General features: G+C 69.4%; 16 protein-coding genes. 5 read left to right on the top strand and 11 right to left on the bottom strand.

Annotated features, from left to right (window positions below; genetic code table 11):
- Nucleotides 1-170: 170 nt before the first annotated feature.
- The 3 genes from VNO22_11130 to VNO22_11140 are packed head-to-tail and all read left to right on the top strand — an operon-like array spanning nucleotide 171 to nucleotide 5,170.
- Entirely contained in the window at nucleotides 171-3,392 is a 3,222-nt protein-coding gene (locus tag VNO22_11130) for a hypothetical protein (protein HXG61921.1), read from the top strand.
- A 51-nt stretch (nucleotides 3,393-3,443) separates the two neighbouring features.
- Nucleotides 3,444-4,400 (top strand): magnesium/cobalt transporter CorA, encoded by a 957-nt coding sequence (gene corA / locus VNO22_11135; protein ID HXG61922.1) that lies wholly within the window; start codon nucleotides 3,444-3,446, stop codon nucleotides 4,398-4,400.
- Complete coding sequence (locus VNO22_11140; protein ID HXG61923.1) at nucleotides 4,391-5,170, top strand: class I SAM-dependent methyltransferase; 780 nt, start codon at nucleotides 4,391-4,393, stop codon at nucleotides 5,168-5,170. The genes corA and VNO22_11140 overlap by 10 nt, the downstream gene beginning before the upstream one ends.
- A 7-nt stretch (nucleotides 5,171-5,177) precedes the next feature.
- On the opposite strand, the gene VNO22_11145 is transcribed toward VNO22_11140, so the two are convergent.
- The 11 genes from VNO22_11145 to purF form a co-directional block, all read right to left on the bottom strand.
- Nucleotides 5,178-5,351 carry a hypothetical protein gene (locus VNO22_11145; protein ID HXG61924.1) on the bottom strand — a complete coding sequence of 58 codons (174 nt, stop codon included), beginning with the start codon at nucleotides 5,349-5,351 and terminating at the stop codon, nucleotides 5,178-5,180.
- Between the two features lie 34 nt (nucleotides 5,352-5,385).
- Nucleotides 5,386-6,375, bottom strand: coding sequence for a MoxR family ATPase (locus VNO22_11150; GenBank protein HXG61925.1), 990 nt, complete (start codon nucleotides 6,373-6,375; stop codon nucleotides 5,386-5,388).
- A gap of 37 nt (nucleotides 6,376-6,412) precedes the next feature.
- Nucleotides 6,413-8,143, bottom strand: a complete 1,731-nt coding sequence (locus VNO22_11155; protein ID HXG61926.1) for a hypothetical protein — start codon at nucleotides 8,141-8,143, stop codon at nucleotides 6,413-6,415.
- A gap of 4 nt (nucleotides 8,144-8,147) precedes the next feature.
- Nucleotides 8,148-8,744 (bottom strand): recombination mediator RecR, encoded by a 597-nt coding sequence (gene recR / locus VNO22_11160; protein HXG61927.1) that lies wholly within the window; start codon nucleotides 8,742-8,744, stop codon nucleotides 8,148-8,150.
- A 61-nt stretch (nucleotides 8,745-8,805) separates the two neighbouring features.
- Entirely contained in the window at nucleotides 8,806-9,126 is a 321-nt protein-coding gene (locus VNO22_11165) for a YbaB/EbfC family nucleoid-associated protein (GenBank protein HXG61928.1), read from the bottom strand.
- A gap of 3 nt (nucleotides 9,127-9,129) precedes the next feature.
- Nucleotides 9,130-10,809 (bottom strand): DNA polymerase III subunit gamma/tau, encoded by a 1,680-nt coding sequence (gene dnaX, locus VNO22_11170; GenBank protein ID HXG61929.1) that lies wholly within the window; start codon nucleotides 10,807-10,809, stop codon nucleotides 9,130-9,132.
- Nucleotides 10,810-10,862: 53 nt separating this feature from the next.
- Nucleotides 10,863-11,834, bottom strand: a complete 972-nt coding sequence (locus VNO22_11175) for a GTP-binding protein (GenBank protein HXG61930.1) — start codon at nucleotides 11,832-11,834, stop codon at nucleotides 10,863-10,865.
- Nucleotides 11,831-12,154: a hypothetical protein gene (locus tag VNO22_11180; protein HXG61931.1), complete on the bottom strand. Its 324-nt coding sequence runs from the start codon at nucleotides 12,152-12,154 to the stop codon at nucleotides 11,831-11,833. Before VNO22_11180 ends, VNO22_11175 begins: the two co-directional genes overlap by 4 nt.
- Before the next feature lie 16 nt (nucleotides 12,155-12,170).
- Nucleotides 12,171-13,109, bottom strand: coding sequence for a hypothetical protein (locus VNO22_11185; GenBank protein HXG61932.1), 939 nt, complete (start codon nucleotides 13,107-13,109; stop codon nucleotides 12,171-12,173).
- A 55-nt stretch (nucleotides 13,110-13,164) separates the two neighbouring features.
- Complete coding sequence (gene purM / locus VNO22_11190; GenBank protein ID HXG61933.1) at nucleotides 13,165-14,211, bottom strand: phosphoribosylformylglycinamidine cyclo-ligase; 1,047 nt, start codon at nucleotides 14,209-14,211, stop codon at nucleotides 13,165-13,167.
- Nucleotides 14,212-15,642, bottom strand: coding sequence for an amidophosphoribosyltransferase (purF, locus tag VNO22_11195; GenBank protein ID HXG61934.1), 1,431 nt, complete (start codon nucleotides 15,640-15,642; stop codon nucleotides 14,212-14,214).
- Nucleotides 15,643-15,835: 193 nt separating this feature from the next.
- Between purF and nusA the strand changes: the two genes are divergently transcribed.
- The gene (gene nusA / locus VNO22_11200) at nucleotides 15,836-16,891 is read left to right on the top strand and encodes a transcription termination factor NusA (GenBank protein ID HXG61935.1); all 1,056 of its coding nucleotides are present in this window, start codon (nucleotides 15,836-15,838) and stop codon (nucleotides 16,889-16,891) included.
- Nucleotides 16,881-17,455 (top strand): translation initiation factor IF-2 N-terminal domain-containing protein (locus VNO22_11205; protein HXG61936.1); only part of this gene is annotated, 575 nt, incomplete at its 3' end. The genes nusA and VNO22_11205, both read left to right, overlap by 11 nt.

Genomic DNA, 17,455 nt, shown 5'->3' on the forward strand with positions numbered 1-17,455 from the left:
AACAGGGCAAAACCCGGGAGCGGAACTTCGGGGGTGCCTGGGACCCTCTTTTCGAATATCGTCAAAATCGGCATCCTCTTCTGAGACAACACCGCGGGGCGCAGAGTTCGTCCCGGGATCCGGAACGTCTTTACTCGGGCGGGGCCCCGGACTTACTCTAAAGGAAAGCGATGGAAGCGCCCGGCTCCCAGAGCCCGAACCCGGCTCCCCCGGAGGCGCCGTCCGGACCGCCGTCCTTGCCGTGGTGGCGGCGCAAAGTCTTCGTCCTGCCGACGGCGACCGTGGCGGTTCTTGGGGCGATCGTTTTTTTTCTCGGGCCGCCGATCGCCGGCGCGATCGCGGCCTCCCAAATCCGATCAACCCTGGAGCGCGAACTGCAGGCGGACGTGTCGGTGGGCGACGTTTCGCTTTCCTGGTCGGGGAGGGTCCGGCTGACCGACCTGGCGATTCGCCCCCGCGGCGCGGGCTTCTCGGGACCGCTCCTGGAGATCGCGGCGATCGAGGCTTCCGTCTCCCTGCGGTCGGCGTTGCGCGGAGAGTATCGCGCGGAGGCGGACGTGATCCGGCCCGTGGTGCGGATCGAGCGCGGCGAGAACGGGAGGTTCAATTACGAATTCCCGGAGCCTCCGGAGGAGGTCCGCCGCCGGCGGCGCCGCCGCGCGGGTGAGCCGCCTCCGTCCGTCCGCGCCACGATTCGGGTCCGCGACGGCGAGATCCGGGTCCGCGGCGGCGGGCGCGAGACGGTCTTCTCCGGGGTCTCGCTGGAGGCCTGGATCGAGTCGCTGGAGCAGCCGGTGGGATTCGCGCTTGCGTTTGCGGATCCCGCCGGGGGCCGCCTCTCCGCGCGGGGGGAGTATGACGCCGAGTCCGCTTCGGGACGGCTGTCGGCCCTTGTCGAGGACGTGACGCTTTCGGGGTTGGGAGGGATCCTCGGAGTCTGGGCGCCCGGAACGTCTCTGGGGGGCATCGCCCGGGGCTCCTTCGAGTACCGGTCTCGGGGGATTCCGCGCTTCGAAGGCCGGGGACAGCTGGAGGTGAAGGATCTGGCGCTCGAGCGGAGCGGCGGAAGGGTGCGGCTGGACCGTCTGGTCCTTCTCCACGAGGGAAGCCTCGACGAAAAGGGGAGCGGCCGGCAGGCGGTGACGATGGCGGCGGGCAAGATCCTGGTGGGCTCGGGTTCGGTCGAGTTGGGCGCGTTCTCCCCCGCGGCGGTGAAGGCGGATTTCGAATCGGACCTTTCGGCGGCGTCGAAGGCGTTCGAAGGAAGGTGGGCCGGGCCCGCCCTGGAAGGGATCGTGCGCGTGCGGGGAAGCCTGGAGGCGGCAGGCGAGGGACCGGCCAAGGCGCGCTGGAGCGCCGATCTTCAAGGGGAGTCGATCGCGGCGGACCTGAGCGGCCGGCCGGCGCGCCTGGGTTCCGTCCGGATCGAGGCGGCCGGAACGGTGGAAGACAACGGGCGGCCGTCCGGATCCGTTTCGCTGCGGGTCGGTGAGGGGATATCCGCGCGGGTGGATCTCGCGGCGCCCGCCGAAGGCGAGGCGGCGCGGCGGGTGGACGTGCGGGCGGAAGCGGACCTGACCGAGGCCGGCCGGATCGCCGGCGGGGCGGTCGGATTCCGGCCCGGGGTGCGGCTGGAGGGAAAAGCGGCGCTCCGGGGCCGGGCGACGCTTCGGGACGCGGGGGAGTGGAGCGGCGAATTGACCCTGAATGCCGAGAACGTCCGGGCGGTGGACGCGGAGGGGCGCCGGCGGGAGGTGGAGCGCTCGCTCGTCGGGAAGCTGACGTGCAGTTGGGACGGCTTGTCGGGCCGGCTGCGGGTTCCGTCGCTCGAGGTTGCGACCGAATGGAGTCGTCTGGAGGCATCGGGGGAGGTTTTGCGTGCGGACCGTCCGAGGCTTCAGCGACTCTTCGTGAAAGGAACGGCGGACCTCGAAAAGGCGGGGGCGATTCTGGCCTTCGTGGCCGCCGAGCCGCCGGCACTGGGCGGCCGGGCGGAGGCGACCGTTCGGTTCGAAGAGGGCAAGGTTCGAGCGGAGGGGGCGGCTCAGGCGCTCGTTATGGGGCGGGAAGGGGTTCCGACGGACGCGACGCTGGCGCTCGAAGGGCGGATCGAGTTCCCGCCGGAGGGACTGCGGGCGGAGATCGAGTCCGGGACATTCGCCGGGTCCCGGCCGGGGGCATCGGTGCGGGGCGGCATGGCGGGTCGGATATCGTACTCCGGGGGCAAAGCGACGGGGACGCTCGGGGTGCGGGATCTGGAGATCGGCGACGGCCGGAAGGTTCTGGCGCGCGAGCCGCGGGTGGATCTGGAGCATGACGTGACGTTCGGCGCGGGCGGGATGGAGATCCGGAAGCTGGGGCTCGTTTCGCGCGCGCTTCGTCTGGAGGCGGCGGGTCGGGCGGGTTCGGGCGGGTGGGATCTCTGGGCGCGGGGGCGGTATGTGCCGGAGGCGCTCGGGGCGGCGCTGCGGCCCTGGTGGGCCGGGCGGCTCGAAGGGGCCGAGGAGCGCGAGTTTGAAGCGAGCCTCCAGGCTCCGGCGGGGGAGGGCGGTCTTTGGGCTTTCCTGAGGCGGGCGCGCGGCGAGGCGCGGGCGGACCTGGCCCCGCTCACGGTGACGGGCATGACGGTGTCGGGCCGGGCCCAGGCGGAGCTGCGGGACGGGAGGCTCTCGGTGGCGGCGCCGCTTTCGGTGAACGGGGGAACGGCGCAGGTCACGGGGACATGGGACCTGCGGGGGCAGGAGGCGGGGCCGCGGAGTTCGGTGGCGGTGCGGGCGCAGGGCGTGCGGGCGAACGCGGAGATGGGGCCTTTTCTCGAGAAGATCAGCCCGATTTTCCACACCGTGAACGGGACGGTGGAGGGCGCCCTGGAAGGGGAAGCGGCGCTCGAGTGGGCGGCGTCGGCGGAGCGGGGCGTCCAGGCGGCGCTCGAGGCGCTGAACGGGAAGGCGGTTTTCGCGGCGCGGGATCTGGCGGTGACGGGATCGCCCGCGGTGGTCGAGCTCCTGGGGGCGCTGGGAGAGGAGGGGACGGTCCGGGGAGAGCTTCTGGCGACGGACGTTCGGGTGGGGACGGGCCGGTGCGCTTACGACGGGATGACGCTGCGGCTGGCGCGATACCAGTTGCGGTTCACGGGGTGGGTGGGGTTCGACGGGAAGATGGCGCTTCTGGTGGAGATGCCGCTGACGGAACGGTTCCTGCGGCGGTATCCCCGTCTGGAGAAGTTGGCGGGCAGGACGTTCTTCGTGGCGCTCGAGGGGACGGTGGCGCGGCCGCGGCTGGATCTGGATCGGGCGATTCAGGAGCTTCTCCGCCGGGCGCTCGAGGGGGCGGCGCAGGAGAAGCTGGAGGACGCGATCCGGCGGCTTCTCGAGCGGCGCAAGGACCGGTAGGCGGGGTCGGATTTCTTTCGCCCGGGGGGCGGCCGGGCGTATACTCCCGGGATGCTCAAGGGGCTGTTCGCGCGCCCGGGGCGGCCTCCGGAGGCGTTCACCTCGGCCGGGCGGATCCCCGAGCTTCTCCGGGAGAGGGACGTCTGCCTCTGGGCGGACTTCGAGTCGCCCACCGAGGAGGAGCGCCGCGTGATGGAGACGGCGTTCGGGTTTCACCCGGTCGCGCTCGAAAGCTGCTGGGCGCACGCCAATCATCCCCGTCTTCAGGATTATGGAGACTATCTCTATCTCGTCCTGCACGCGGTGCGGTCGGTCCGTCCTCTGAAGACCGACGAGATCGACGTCTTCCTGGGGCGCTCGTTCCTGGTGACCTGCCACGACGGGCCGTCCGCGGCGCTCGCGGAAGTCCAGCGGCGGGCGCAGGAGGTAGAGGGGCTGCTTCGCCGGGGCCCCGACCGCGCTCTGGCGGAGCTCGTGGATCGGATCACGGAAGACTATGTGGAAGCCATCGAGCGGCTGGACGATGCGATGGACGGACTGGAAGACCGGCTCTTCCGGAGCCCGGGCCGCGCGGCGCTGCGCGAGGTGCTCTCGTTCAAGAAGGACGTTCTGCACTTCCGGAGGATCGTGGGTCCGCAGCGGGAGGTGCTCGGGCGCCTGGCGCGGATGGAGTTCCCGCAGGTCAGCCGCGAAGAAGCGGTCTACCTTCGGGACGTGCACGACCGGACGGTCCGGGTGGCGGAGATGCTCGAGGCGTTCCGGGACGTTCTGACGAGCGCGATGGAGGTTTATCTCTCGGTGGTTTCCAACCGCATCAACGAGGTGGTGCGGACGCTGACGGTCTTTTCGATCATCCTGATGTCCACGTCGCTGGTGGCGGGGATCTACGGGATGAACGTGGATCTTCTGAAGACGGGGACGAAGGCGGACTTTTACCTTCTCCTGGGCGTGATGGGGGCGATCGCGGGGGCGCTTCTGTGGGTTTTCCGGAGGCGGGCATGGATTTGAAGGCGCACCATGATCTCATCCGGAGCCAGTTCGCGATTCAGGCGCGGGCGCATCCCCGGACGGCGCCGCTGCGGCGCGCCGAGAACGTGGCGCCGATGGTGGACCTGGCGGCGCCGGCGCCGTCGGACCGGGTACTGGACGTGGCGTGCGGCTGGGGTTTCGTGGCGCTGGCGTTCGCGCCGCGGGTGCGGTCGGTGACGGGAGTAGACCTGACGCCCGAGATGGTGGAGCTGGCGCGGCGGGAAGCGGCCCAGCGGGGCGTGCGGAACGTCGAGGTCGAGCTCGGGGCCGCCGAGGACCTGCGGTTCGGGGCGGGGTCGTTCGAGATCGCGACCTGCCGGTTCACGTTCCACCACTTCGCCGACCCCGAGCGGGCGCTGTTTGAAATGAAGCGGGTGCTGACGCCCGACGGCCGGATCGTGCTTTACGACTATGTGGCCGCCGCGGACGAGCGCAAGGCGCTCCTTCACAACGAGATCGAGAAGGCGCGGGACCCCTCGCACGTGAAAATGTATTCGGAGCGCGAGTTCGAGGGCTTCTTCCGGAAGTGCGGCCTGGAGTCCCGGGGGCGGGTGGTGACGCTGCTCAAGCGGGACTTCGACGCGTGGATGGATTTCGTGGACGCGGACGCGGGCCGGCGGGCGAAGGTGCGCCGGATGCTCGAGGAGACGATCGAGGGGAACAAGGCCGGGCTGGCGCCGCGGCGGAGGGGGGAGCATCTGACGTTCACGCACACGGCGGTGGCCTGGCGGCTGGTGCCGAAGGGGTAGGCGCGCCTCAGCGGGCGTCGTCTTCGGCGATCGGGGGCGGCGGCGCGGTGGCGGCCAGGAGCGCGACGGTTTCGGGGAGCGGGGCGCAGATTTCGCAGAGCCGGATTTCGAGCGTGGCGCCGGCCTCGACGAGGGTGACGTGGAGGCGGGCGCGTTCGCGGCGGCAGCGTTCGCACTCCATGGAGCCCTCCTCGAATTCCGCCGGCCCGCGCGGTTTACCGCGCGGCGGCGACTTCCGGAAGTTCCGCCAGGATTTTCTCCAGGATCGCGTCGGGCCGGATTCCCTCGGCCTCCGCCTCGAAGTTGAGGATCAGGCGGTGGCGCAGGGCGGGGAAGGCGGCCTCGCGGATGTCGCCGAAGGAGACGTTGTAGCGTCCCTTCATGAGGGCGAGGATCTTGCCCGCGCGCACGAGAGCCTGGGCGCCGCGGGGGCTGGCGCCGTACCGCAGATACTTGCGGGCCACGGGGCTTCCCTCCGACGGGTGCGTGGCCAGAACCAGGCGCGCGGCGAACTCCTTGACGTGGGACGCGATGGGGACCTCCCGGGCGAAGGCGCGCATCTCGAGGATGTCCGGGCCGGCGAGGACCGGCTGGGGCTGGGGCGTCTCGCGGCCGGTGGTGCGGTCGATGACCTCGAGGAGCTCTTCGAGCCGCGAGGCGGGCACTTCGATCTTGAAGAGGAAGCGATCCACCTGGGCTTCGGGCAGCGGGTAGGTTCCTTCCATTTCGATGGGGTTCTGGGTCGCCAGGACGAAGAACGGCTCCTCGAGGGGGTAACGGACGCCCGCGACGGTGACGGCCTTCTCCTGCATGGCTTCGAGGAGGGCGGACTGCGTCTTGGGCGTGGCGCGGTTGATTTCGTCGGCCAGGACGATGTTTCCGAAGACGGGCCCCTTCTGGAATTCGAAGTGTTTTCGGCCCTGGGCGTCCTCGACCACGATGTTGGTCCCGAGGATGTCGGCGGGCATGAGGTCGGGGGTGAACTGGATGCGCGAGAAGCGCAGGCGCAGGCACTGGGCGACGGTGCGCACGAGGAGGGTCTTGCCGATGCCCGGGACGCCTTCCAGGAGGGCGTGGCCTTCGGCGAGGATGGCCACGATCGTCTGGCGGACGACCTCCTCGTGACCGACGATGGCCTTGGCGATTTCGCGGCGGAGGGCTTCGACGTTTTCGCGGAACCGGCGGGCCTGTTCTTCGACGTTCATGGGAGGGGGATTATAGCACCCGCCGTGCGGGGCCCGGCTAGTACTTCTTGCGCAGGCGGGACGAGGGGATGCCCATTTCTTCGCGGTACTTGGCGATCGTGCGCCGGGCGGCCGTGACGCCGTGCTGTTCCTTGAGCTTGCGGACGATCTCGAGGTCGGAGAGGGGATTCTTCTTGTCTTCGGCGTCCACGATCTCGCGGATTTTCTCCATGAGCGCCAGCCGGGTCTGTTCGTCCGCGGGCGGCTCGGCGCCGGGCGGCGCGGGGCGGGCGGGTTCGGACCGGGGCGCGGCGGAGGCGAAGAAGAACTTCAGCGGGAAGATTCCGCGGGGGGTTTGGACCCACTTTTCGGAGATGGCGCGCGAGACGGTGGACAGATGGATCCCGAGCGCGTCGGCCACCTCCTGCATCTTGAGGGGTTTGAGGAACTCGATGCCTTTCTCGAAGAACTCCTTCTGGTGCTTGAGGATTTCGCTCGTGATGCGGTAGATGGTTCCGCGGCGCTGCTCGATGGCGCTGATAAGCTTGCGGCCGGCGTCCATCTTGCGCTTGAGGAACTCGCGTTCTTCCTTGGAGATGGCCGGTTCGCGGGACAGCTCCTCGAAGAGCCGCCGCTCGTCTTCGGAAAGTTTCCCGTGGCGGGCGAATTCCGCGGCCCGGGCCCGGTCGGCCGGGGTCAGGCGGCGGGCGCGGGCCAGATCCGCCAGGAGCGTACGTTCCTGGGGAGAGAACCGGTCCTCGGACGCCATGCGGGAGAGGCGCTCGCGTTCCTCGGGAGAAAGCTTCCGGTCCCGCAGCATCTCCTCATAGCTCTTGTTGAGCGAGATGGGCGGGAGCCATCCGTCCTCGAGCATGATCTCGTACTTGCCGTCCACCTGCTTGATGACGACCTCGGGGAAGACCTTGGGAACCTTGTCCGAGGAGAAGCCCGCGCCGGGTTTGGGGTTCAGGCGCGCGATCTCGGACACGAGGGATTTCACGTCCTCCAGCACGAGGTGGGGGTCGGGCTCCGGGGGATAGCCGAGCTCCGCCAGGACCTCGGGGTCGGAGGAGAAGGCCTTGACGATGCGCGGCAGGCGGTTGGCGCCCACGTCCTCGAAGTGGTTCTCGATGAGCTTGCGGAGCAGGGGGTATCTCGGATCGGCCACGTCGAGCTGCAGGAGCAGGCATTCCTTGACGCTGCGGGCCCCGACGCCCCGGGGTTCCATCTGCTGGACGATCGAAACGGCGTGTTCCAGCTTCCGGGCCAGGATTTCCGGAGGCTCCTTTTTGAGCTCCTCGGGCAGCGAGGCGATCATGTCCGGGGCGGCGGCGGCGAGGTAGCCGTTGTCGTCGATGTTCTGGATGACGTGTTCGCAGAAGGCGCGTTCCTCGGGGCCCAGCTCCAGAAGCGCGAGCTGATGGAGGAGGTGTTCCCGCAGCGAGGTCGATTCCTGGCAGAGGTTCTGGAGCATCTCGATCCGCCGTTCGGCGTCCTCGGCGGAGTCGGACCGGCGGGTCATGCGCTCGCTTTCGAGGAGCTGCTCTTCGACGGCCTCGAGCATCTCGCCCTGGGCGTCCTCCTCGGCGGTCTGCGCCGGTTCGGGGGCGGCCTCGGGTTCCTCGACGTCCTGCTTTTCTTCGAGGGCGGGATTCTCCTCGAGCTCCTGCAGGATGAGGTCCCGGAGGTCCATGATGGGTAGCTGGAGGAGCTCGAGATTCTGCAGCATCTGCTGGGAGAGGTGCATCCTCTGTTCCAGCCGCTGCTGCAGGTGGACTTCCATCTTCATGGGTCTAGAGCTCCCTCCGGCCGGACAGGGCGTCGCCCACGACGGTCCGATCGGAGAATTCGAGCGTGCTTCCGGCGGGGATGCCGCGGGCGATCCGGGTGACCTGCACGCCGTTGCCGCCGAGGGCCTTCTGGATGTAGAAGGCGGTGGCGTCCCCTTCGGGCGTCGGGTTGGTCGCGAGGATCACTTCGCGGACACCTCCCTGGCGCACCCGCTCCAGGAGCGCGGGGATCGTGAGGTTCTCCGGCCCCACCCCGTCCAGCGGCGACAGGCGCCCGTGGAGCACGTGGTAGAGCCCCCGGTAGCAGCCGGAGCGCTCGATCGCCCACACGTCCCGCGTCTGCTCCACCACGCAGATCAGGGCGTGGTCGCGACGCGCGTCGGAGCAGATGTCGCACGTCTCCTTCTCGGAAATATTATAACACCGCGCGCAGGATTTGACCTGCTCCTTGAGGTCCCGCAGGGCGTTGGCCAGGAGGAGCACCTCGCCGGCGGGCTGCGCCAGCAGGTGGAAGGTCAGCCGCTCGGCCGTTTTGTCGCCGATGCCGGGGAGCTTGGACAGCTCCCGGATCAGCCGCACGATCGGTTCCGCGTACGCCATGACTCCAGGTTTCCGAAGGCCCGGGGCCGCCGCGCGGCGTCCCCGGACGCGAAGACGGGGATCACATCAGTCCGGGAAGCGACAGGCCCGTGATCCGGGCCAGCTCGCCCTCCCGCAGTTTCTTGGCTTTCTTGATTCCTTCGTTGACCGCCGCCAGGACAAGATCCTCGAGCATGCCCTTGTCGTCGGGGGAAATGACTTCCGGCTCGATCTTGATGTCGACGACTTCCTCGGCGCCGTTCACCTTGACCTTGACCATGCCGCCGCCGGAGGCGGCCTCGACGACGCGCTCCTTGAGGTCTTCCTCCAGGCGGGCGAGCTTCTTCTGCATGTCCTCGAACTGCTTGCCGAACTTCCCCAGGTTCATTCCGCCGGGCAGCATGGCTCACTCCTTCGTTTCGATGCCCACGACGCGCGATCCGCCGAAGGTTTCCAGGATTTTCCGGACGCCGGGGTCGGCCGAGAGGTCGGGCGGCGGCGCGGGTTTGGCCGCGGGGGCCGTTCCTCCGCCCTCCGCGGAGACCCGGAACGTCACCTTGCGGCCGAGGACCGACGCCAGGGCCGCTTCCACGACGGCGCGGTTCGGCGCGGATTCCAGCCGCTTGACGTGGAAGTCCGTGAAGGGCGCCGGGAGGACCAGGGCGACTTCGTCTCCCGAGAACCGCGCCACGCGGGCCTGGCCCAGAATCGTTCCCACGAAGACGTTTCGCTCCCGGACCGCCGCCAGGACGCGCGGCCAGCTCTCCTGAAGGCCTTCGGGCACAGGGGCCGCCGGGGTGGGCTCGGGTCCCGGCGGGGGCGGAGCTTCGTCCGCCTTCGCCGGGGCTTCGGCGGGCAAGGCGGCCGAAGCGTCCACGGCGTTCCGCGAAGGCGGGACCGTCCCTCGGGCCGGCGGGGAATCGGCGGGCGGCGGAGTGGAGCGCGCGGCGGGGGCCGCCTGCAGAAGCTCGCTCAGGGACACGAGGTCCGCGCTTCGGGCCAGCTTCACGAGGGCCACTTCCAGGACGAGCCGCGGAGGCGCTCCTTCCTTCACCCGCCGGCGGGCTTCCAGGAGCCCCTGGAGTCCGTAGAGGAGCGCCTCGAGGGTGAAGCCTTCCGCCTGGCGGGCGCAGTCGGCCAGGTCCGCTTCCGGAAGGTCCACGAGGTCCGCCTGGGGGCCGCACGCCTTGATCGCCAGGAGCGCCCGGAAGCGCTCCAGAAGCTGGTCCGCGAAGGCGGCCGGATCCACGCCCGAGGCGAAGATCGCCCCCACGGCGGTCAGGACCTTCCCGGCGTCGCCGGAGCGCACGGCCTCCACGAGCTCGGCCAGGCGCGCGCCGCCGGCCTCGCCGAGGACGGCGGCCACGTCGTCCTCCGTCAGCCCGCGGGACTTGAAGGAGACGACCTGGTCGAGAAGGCTTTCCGCGTCCCGCATGGATCCCCGCGCGGCGCGGGCCACGGCGGCCAGGACGCCGTCGGGCGCTTCGATCTTCTCCTGAGCCACCACCTGCCGGAGGCGCCGCACGATGTCGGCGCCGGTGATGCGGCGGAAATCGAAACGCTGGCATCGCGAGACGATCGTGTCGGGGAGCTTGTGGACCTCGGTGGTGGCGAAGACGAACTTCACGTGCGGGGGCGGCTCCTCGAGGGTCTTCAGGAGCGTGTTGAACGCCTCCCGCGTGAGCATGTGCGCTTCGTCGATGATGTACACCTTGAAGCGCGCCCGCAGCGGGGCGTAGCGGATGCCTTCGCGGAGGCTGCGGGCGTCTTCGACCTGGCGGTTGGAGGCCGCGTCCATTTCGAGGACGTCCGCGTCGGTCCCCTCGTGGACGGCGCGGCAGATCTCGCACGCGTTGCAGGGATCCTCCGTGGGGCCGCGCACGCAGTTGAGGGCCTTGGCGAAGATGCGGGCCATCGTGGTCTTGCCCACGCCGCGCGGTCCGCCGAAGAGGTAGGCGTGGCCCACGCGGCGCTCGGCGATGGCGTTCCGGAGCGTCCGGGAGACGTGTTCCTGGCCCACCACGTCGTCGAAGACGAGGGGGCGGTACCGGCGCGCCAGGACGGTGTACGAGAGCTCGGCGGCCACGAGGCGATTATATCGGCGGCCGTCGGGGGGTCAACTCCGAGCGCCCCGGAAAATCAGCCCGCGGAAGGGCGGTGCACGCAGGCGCGCAGCCCTTCGCGCAGCTCGGTTTCGTCGAGCCGGCGTCCGATGAAGACCAGGCGGTTGGTCCGGTCTTCTCCCGGCTTCCAGGGGCGGTCGGGCCGGCCCTCGAACATCATGTGAACCCCCTGAAAGACGACGCGGCGCGGCTCGCCGGCGACCTGGACGATCCCCTTCATGCGGAAGAGGTCGGCCCCGCGGGAGCGCAGCAGCCCGCCGAGCCAGGCGTTGAGGGCCCGGCCGTCCAGGGCTCCCGGCTCGCGAAGGCAGACGGCCCGGATCTCGGGGTCATGCCGTCCGTGGGATGCTTCGTCCTCCGGCGGAAGCGCGGGCGCGCGCGAGAGATCGAACGCCCCGAGTCCGAGGATCTTGTCCGGCTCGATCTGCGCGCGGACGGTGCGGTGGAGGCGCGCCAGGGGGTTGATCGCGCGCAGGCGCCGCTCGAGCGTCCGGAGCGCGTCCGCTCCGACGAGGTCGGTCTTGTTGAGCAGCAGGACGTCGGCGAAGGCCACCTGCCGGCGGGCCTCCGGGGACTCTTCGAGGTGCGGTTCCGTGTGGCGGGCGTCCACGACGGTGACCACCGCGTCCAGGCGCAGGCGCTCCTTGAGGTCCTCGTCCACGAAGAAGGATTGCAGGACGGGGCCGGGGTCCGCCAGGCCGGTCGTTTCCACGAGGATCGCGTCGAAGCGCTCGGGCCGGCGCAGAATCGCGTGCAGCGTGCGCACGAGATCGCCGCGGATCTTGCAGCAGACGCAGCCGTTGTTGAGGAGGATGAGATCTTCTTCGGCGGTCAGGACGAGGTCGTGGTCCACGCCCACCTCGCCGAACTCGTTTTCGATCACGGCGACTTTCCAGCCGTGGCGGCGGGACAGGAGGTGGTTGAGGAGGGTCGTTTTCCCCGCGCCCAGGAAGCCCGTGAGGACCGTGACGGGAACAGGGGACGTCATATCGCCAGGTCGCCGCGGCCGAGGGTATCGACATCGATGCGCGGGCCGTGGCCTTCGGGGTTGGGGATCATGTGGCGGATGTCTTCCCGGATGACTTCCTTCATGGGGCGGGGCATGCGGAACTGGCGGCGGCCGGAAGGCTCGAGGATCGCCACGTGGGTTTCGATGGGGGCGCAGCCGGGCTGGTCGCAGTAGATTTCGGCGACGAGGACAGGGACGTCTTCGGGCAGGCCGAAGTGGGCGCGGACCCATTCCTTGATCCGGCCCTGGAGGGAACGGTCCTTCTTGCCTTCGCCGAAGAGGTCGAACTCGAAGTCCATGCCGCCGCGACCGGGGTCAGTCGAAGAGGACTTTCCCGTACGTCCGGGCCCATTCCTCCCAGGCCTTGAGGGCGTCGGCGTTCTGTTCAGGGGAAAGCGGGGCGCGGTAGCCCAGGTCGTCCCCGCGGTTCAGGCGCCGGAGGGCGGCGATGGCGATCGTTCGAGTGGCGGCCTGAGGGCTGCGGAGGCTTTCGACCAGGAGGGGGATGCCGGCGGCCTTGCGGCAGAGGACGAGGGCCTCGCCGAGGCAGAGCCGGAAGTCCTCGTCGTTGGTTCCGGCGTGCTCCTCGAGGATCTTGCCGATCTCGGGGTCGCGGGTGGCGCCGGCGACGCGGGCGGCGGACTCGCGGACGCCGAACTGGCCGAGCGCCTCGCGGATGGGGGCGCGGAGGTCCTCGGCCGGGAAGCGGGCCAGGACGGCTTCGAGCTGCCGGGCGTAGTCGGGCTTGGTGATCGCTTCGCGAAGCTCGCGGAAGAGGCGGGGCGCGGCATGGCGCGCGTGGGGCTTCAGGAGGGCGGCCGCCTCCTCGGCGCCGATCTTGCCGGAACGAAGCTGCGTGAGGGCGGTTTCGATTTCGAGCAGGATGTCCTCGAGCTTGGCCGCCGCGGGCTGAGCGCGCTCGGTCTCGGCGGGCGCGGCGGGGGTTCCGTTGCGGGCGGGGGCGGTCGCGGCGGCGGCCTGGGCCTGGGCTTTGAGGAGCTTGACGTCTTCCTCGAGCTGGGCGACGCTCGCCTGCAGGGCCTTGAGGAGGAGCTCCATCTCGCCCGTGCGGGTGTGGAGGGCGGAAAGCTGCTTGCGGGCCTCGTCCATGGCGACGACCTGAAGGTCGTTGTTCCGGCTCGCCTTGAGCTGGAACTCGGTGGTTTCCTTGTGGAACTGCTCGAACTCCTCGCGGGCGACGAAATCCGCGCAGCCGGCGGCCGCCAGGGCGAGGAAAACGGGGAAAACGCGCATGGGTCTCGCCTCCACTATAAATAGACGTCCGGCGCGGGCCTTTTCCGTGGCCATTTCACGCCTCGAGGATTCGAACTTCGGGGGTTCCGGGGACCACCCGGCCGACGACGCAGGCTTTCTCCCCGGCGCGCGCGAGGGTTCGGAGGACGCCGGGGGTGGCCGAGGGCGCGGTGATGAGGATCATGCCGACGCCCATGTTGAAGACGCGGTACATTTCCTCCCGCGGCACGTCGCCGAGCTTCTGGAGGAACGGGAAGACGGGGGGCACGGGCCAGGTTCCCTCGCGGATCTCGACGCCGAGTCCGCGGGGAAGCACGCGGGGGATGTTTTCGACCATCCCGCCGCCGGTGATGTTGGCCATGGCCTTGACGGCGCGCCGGGGCGGGAAGCGGCGCAGGACCGCGCGGACGGCGCGCACGTAGATGCGGGTGGGTTCCAGAAGGACCTCTCCGAGAGTGGATCCGCCGAAAGGTTCGGAGAGATCGCGGCCCTCGACGAGCCGGCGCACGAGGGAGTATCCGTTGGAATGGATGCCGCTGGAAGGCAGGGCGACGACGTCGTCTCCCGCCCGGACGGAGGCGCCGTCGAGGAGGCGGGACCGGTCGGCGATGCCCACGCAGAAGCCCGCCAGGTCGTAGTCCCCTTCGGCGTAAAGGCCGGGCATTTCGGCGGTCTCGCCGCCCAGGAGGGCGCAGTCGGCGCGGGTGCAGCCTTCGACGACGCCGCGGGCCAGGTCGAGAAGGACGCGTTCCTGGACTTTGCCCATCGCGATGTAGTCCAGGAAGAAAAGGGGCCGGGCGCCGGTGACGATGAGGTCGTTGACGCTCATGGCCACAAGATCGATTCCCACGGTGTCGTGCCGGTCGAGGGCGCGGGCGAGCTTGAGCTTGGTGCCCACGCCGTCGGTGCAGGCGACCAGGACGGGGCGGCGGATGGATCGGTCCACGCGGGGGGAGGGGCCCAGGGCGTAGAGGCCGGCGAAGCCCCAGGGAAGCTCCAGGACGCCGCGGTCGTAGGTGCGCCGCATGAGGCGGAGGATCCGGTCGATGACGGCGTCCTTGCGCGCCTGGTCGACTCCCGCGTCCCGGTAGGTCGTGGGCATCTATCGTTTCTCGTGTTTGGACTTGTCCATCTCGTCCACGGGGGCTACGGGGTACCGGCCGGTCCAGCAGGCGGTGCAGTAGTTCTCGGCGGGGCCGCGCACGGCGGAGAGCATTCCCTCGAGGCTGAGGTATCCCAGCGTGTCCACGCCGATATGCCGGCGGATCTCCTCGACGGACTTCTGGGCGGCGATGAGTTCCTTGGGGTCCGGGAAGTCGATCCCGTAGTAGCAGGGAAACCGGGTAGGCGGGCAGGAGACGCGCAGGTGGACTTCTCGGGCGCCGGCGTCGCGCAGGAGGCGGATGCGGGAGCGGGAGGTGGTGCCGCGGATGATGGAATCGTCCACGACGACGACGCGCTTGCCCTCGACGAGTTCCCGCACGACGGCGAGTTTGATCTCCACGTTGTGGGAGCGCTGATCCTGGGTGGGCTGGATGAAGGTACGGCCCACGTAGTGGTTGCGGACGTAGGCCATCTTGTAGGGGAGGCGCGCCTCCTCGGCGTAGCCCTGGGCGGCGTAGAGGCCCGAATCCGGGATCGGGGTGACGAAATCGGCCTCGACGGGGTGTTCGCGGGCGAGCTGCTGGCCGAGGCGGTGGCGGACGGCCTGGACAAGGTCCTGGTGGACGTAGCTGTCGGGCCGGGCGAAGTAGACGTGTTCGAAGACGCAGTGCGCGGGGCGGCACTCCTTGCGGGGAAGGAACCGCTCGGAGCGCGGCCCGTTGCGGTCGATGAAGAGGATCTCTCCGGGTTCCACGTCGCGCTGATATTCGAAGCCGAGAAGGTCGAACGCGCAGGTTTCGGAGGCCACGGCCCAGGCGCTTCCGCGCTTGCCGAGCGCCAGGGGGCGGAAGCCCTGGGGGTCGCGGACGGCCACGAGCTCCTGGGGCGTCAGGAAGAGGAGCGAGTAGGCTCCCTTGATGAGGGTCATGGCCTGCTTGATGCCCTTTTCGACGTCCGGGGATCGGGCGACGAGGTAGAGGATGATCTCGGTGTCGGTGGAGGTGTGGAAGATCGGGAAGAAGTGGCCCTGGGCTTCGATTTCCCGCCGGAGGGTGGCGGAGTTGACGAGATTGCCGTTATGGCCCACGGCGATCATGCAGCGGGACGTTTCGACGACGAGGGGTTGGGCGTTGGCGAGGCTGGAGGAGCCGGTGGTGGAGTACCGCACGTGGCCGAGGGCGGCGTGGCTCTTGAGTTTCTGGAGGGCGGCGGCGTCGAAGACATCGGAGACCAGGCCCATCCCTTTATGATGGACGAGGCGGTTGTCCTGGACGGAGGCGATGCCGGCGGATTCCTGTCCGCGGTGCTGCTGGGCGAAGAGGCCCAGGTACGTCAGTTCCGCCGCGTTGGGGGCTCCGAAGACTCCGAAGAGCCCGCAGTGATCCCTGGCTTCCGGCATGGCTTGAGGCGCCGACATGAAAAGCCGCATGGGCGGGCGGGCATTATAGGAGATTCGGTCCCGGCTCACAAGGGAAGATCGAGGCGCGGCGGGAAGGGTCTTGACTGCGCGGGGCGGCGCCTATAAGATGCTGTCGAATGTAAAGGAGCCGAGACCTCAATATCGACGTAGAACGAAAAAAGTGGGCGCACCCCACTTTTTTTTGTCTCGGGCGAGGGCAGGCATGAACGGGGAAGTTCTCAGAATCGTCGACGCGATCCACCGCGAGAAGGGGATCGACAAGGAGCGGATCTTCGAGACCATCGAGCAGGCGCTCTCCCTGGCCGCGAAGAAACACTTGAATACCAAGGAGATGCCGGTGGTCAAGATCGACCGCGAGAAGGGGGATATTACCGCGTTCGACGGGGAGCATCCGATCGAGACCACGGCCTTGGGGCGGATCGCCTACCAGGCGGCCCGGCAGCTTTTCGTCCAGAAGCTCCGGGAAGTGGAAAGCGAGAGCGTCTTTTCGGAGTTCGCCCACAAAAAGGGGGACATCGTCACCTGCACGGTCAGCCGGTTCGAGGGGCCGCACCTGATCTGCAAGATCGGGGACAAGGCCGAGGCCACGATGCTCAAGGGCGACCAGGTGCCGGGGGAGAATTACCGGATCGGAGACCGTCTGAGGGCGTACGTTTCGGAGGTCGAAAAGCGGGGCACGCGGGTTCGGGTGTACGTCTCGCGGGCGCACGAGGATTTCGTGCGGCGGCTTTTCGAGCTGGAGGTGCCGGAGATCGCCGACGGAACGGTGGTGATCAAGGGCATCGCCCGGGAGCCGGGATACCGGACGAAGATCACGGTGCATTCGATCAACGACCGGGTGGACTGCCTGGGGGCCTGCGTGGGGGTCCGGGGGAGCCGCATCCGCAACGTGGTGGACGAGCTCAACGGGGAGAACGTGGATATCGTCCGGTGGAGCGACAATCCTCTGGAGCTCATCAAGAATTCGCTCAAGCCGGCCGAGATCGCGGAAGTGATTCTGGAGGAAGGGCAGAAGCGGGCCACGGTGTACGTGCTCAAGGACCAGCTTTCGCAGGCCATCGGGAAGGGCGGTCGGAACGTACGGCTGGCCTCGAAGCTGGCCGGCTGGGAGATCGACATTTACGAGCTGGGGGCGGAGACGGCGGCTTCGGCGGAAGCGCCCGCGGAAGGCGGGACGGCGACCGCCCCGGAGGCCCCCGCGCCGCCGCCGGCCGCGCCCCCCGAGGCTGAAGGGCAAGAGAAGAAGAATGAGGGTTAGCGAACTCGCCAAGGAACTGGGCTACAAGGCCGCGGAGCTCGTGGAGCTGGCGCGGGCCAAGGGGATCCGGATCGAGGACGCCCGCGCGAATCTCGACGCGCGGATGGCGGCCGCCGTCCGGGCGCAGGTGCCGCACCGCTCGAAGCTCACCGGGGCGCTCATGGAGGTGTACGCCCGCGTGGTGGCCGACGAGGCCGCACGCGCCGCCGCCAAGGCCGCCGAGCCCAAGCCGCCCCGCAAGGAGGCGGCGGAGGGGGAGGCCAAGCCCAAGCGCCCGCCGCGCAAGAAGGCGGAGGCCGCCGCGCCGGCGGCACCCGCGGAAGCGCCCGCCGCGGCGAAGACCGAAGCCGCCGGGAAACCCGCCGCCGCCCCGGCCCCTCCCGCCGCCAAGCCCGCCAAGAAGGTCAAGGTGGTCGAGGAGTTCCGGCTGGCCGACGCGATCAAGGCCGCCCCGGCCCCCAAACCCTCGGCCCCCAAGACCGTGGAGCTCAGCCCCGAGGAGCAGGAGGAGCTCAAGAAGGAAGCCGCCAAGCCGCTCATCGACGTGGACAAGGTGATCGGGGA

It is taken from the genome of Planctomycetota bacterium (assembly GCA_035574235.1).
Classification (GTDB): domain Bacteria; phylum Planctomycetota; class MHYJ01; order MHYJ01; family JACPRB01; genus DATLZA01.

Excerpts from the sequence above, each read along its gene's own strand:
- VNO22_11130 (HXG61921.1), top strand. The coding sequence starts at position 171 with ATGGAAGCGCCCGGCTCCCAGAGCCCGAACCCGGCTCCCCCGGAGGCG.
- corA (HXG61922.1), top strand. The coding sequence starts at position 3,444 with ATGCTCAAGGGGCTGTTCGCGCGCCCGGGGCGGCCTCCGGAGGCGTTC.
- VNO22_11140 (HXG61923.1), top strand. The coding sequence starts at position 4,391 with ATGGATTTGAAGGCGCACCATGATCTCATCCGGAGCCAGTTCGCGATT.
- VNO22_11145 (HXG61924.1), bottom strand. The coding sequence starts at position 5,351 with ATGGAGTGCGAACGCTGCCGCCGCGAACGCGCCCGCCTCCACGTCACC.
- VNO22_11150 (HXG61925.1), bottom strand. The coding sequence starts at position 6,375 with ATGAACGTCGAAGAACAGGCCCGCCGGTTCCGCGAAAACGTCGAAGCC.
- VNO22_11155 (HXG61926.1), bottom strand. The coding sequence starts at position 8,143 with ATGAAGATGGAAGTCCACCTGCAGCAGCGGCTGGAACAGAGGATGCAC.
- recR (HXG61927.1), bottom strand. The coding sequence starts at position 8,744 with ATGGCGTACGCGGAACCGATCGTGCGGCTGATCCGGGAGCTGTCCAAG.
- VNO22_11165 (HXG61928.1), bottom strand. The coding sequence starts at position 9,126 with ATGCTGCCCGGCGGAATGAACCTGGGGAAGTTCGGCAAGCAGTTCGAG.
- VNO22_11175 (HXG61930.1), bottom strand. The coding sequence starts at position 11,834 with ATGACGTCCCCTGTTCCCGTCACGGTCCTCACGGGCTTCCTGGGCGCG.
- VNO22_11180 (HXG61931.1), bottom strand. The coding sequence starts at position 12,154 with ATGGACTTCGAGTTCGACCTCTTCGGCGAAGGCAAGAAGGACCGTTCC.
- VNO22_11185 (HXG61932.1), bottom strand. The coding sequence starts at position 13,109 with ATGCGCGTTTTCCCCGTTTTCCTCGCCCTGGCGGCCGCCGGCTGCGCG.
- purM (HXG61933.1), bottom strand. The coding sequence starts at position 14,211 with ATGCCCACGACCTACCGGGACGCGGGAGTCGACCAGGCGCGCAAGGAC.
- purF (HXG61934.1), bottom strand. The coding sequence starts at position 15,642 with ATGCGGCTTTTCATGTCGGCGCCTCAAGCCATGCCGGAAGCCAGGGAT.
- nusA (HXG61935.1), top strand. The coding sequence starts at position 15,836 with ATGAACGGGGAAGTTCTCAGAATCGTCGACGCGATCCACCGCGAGAAG.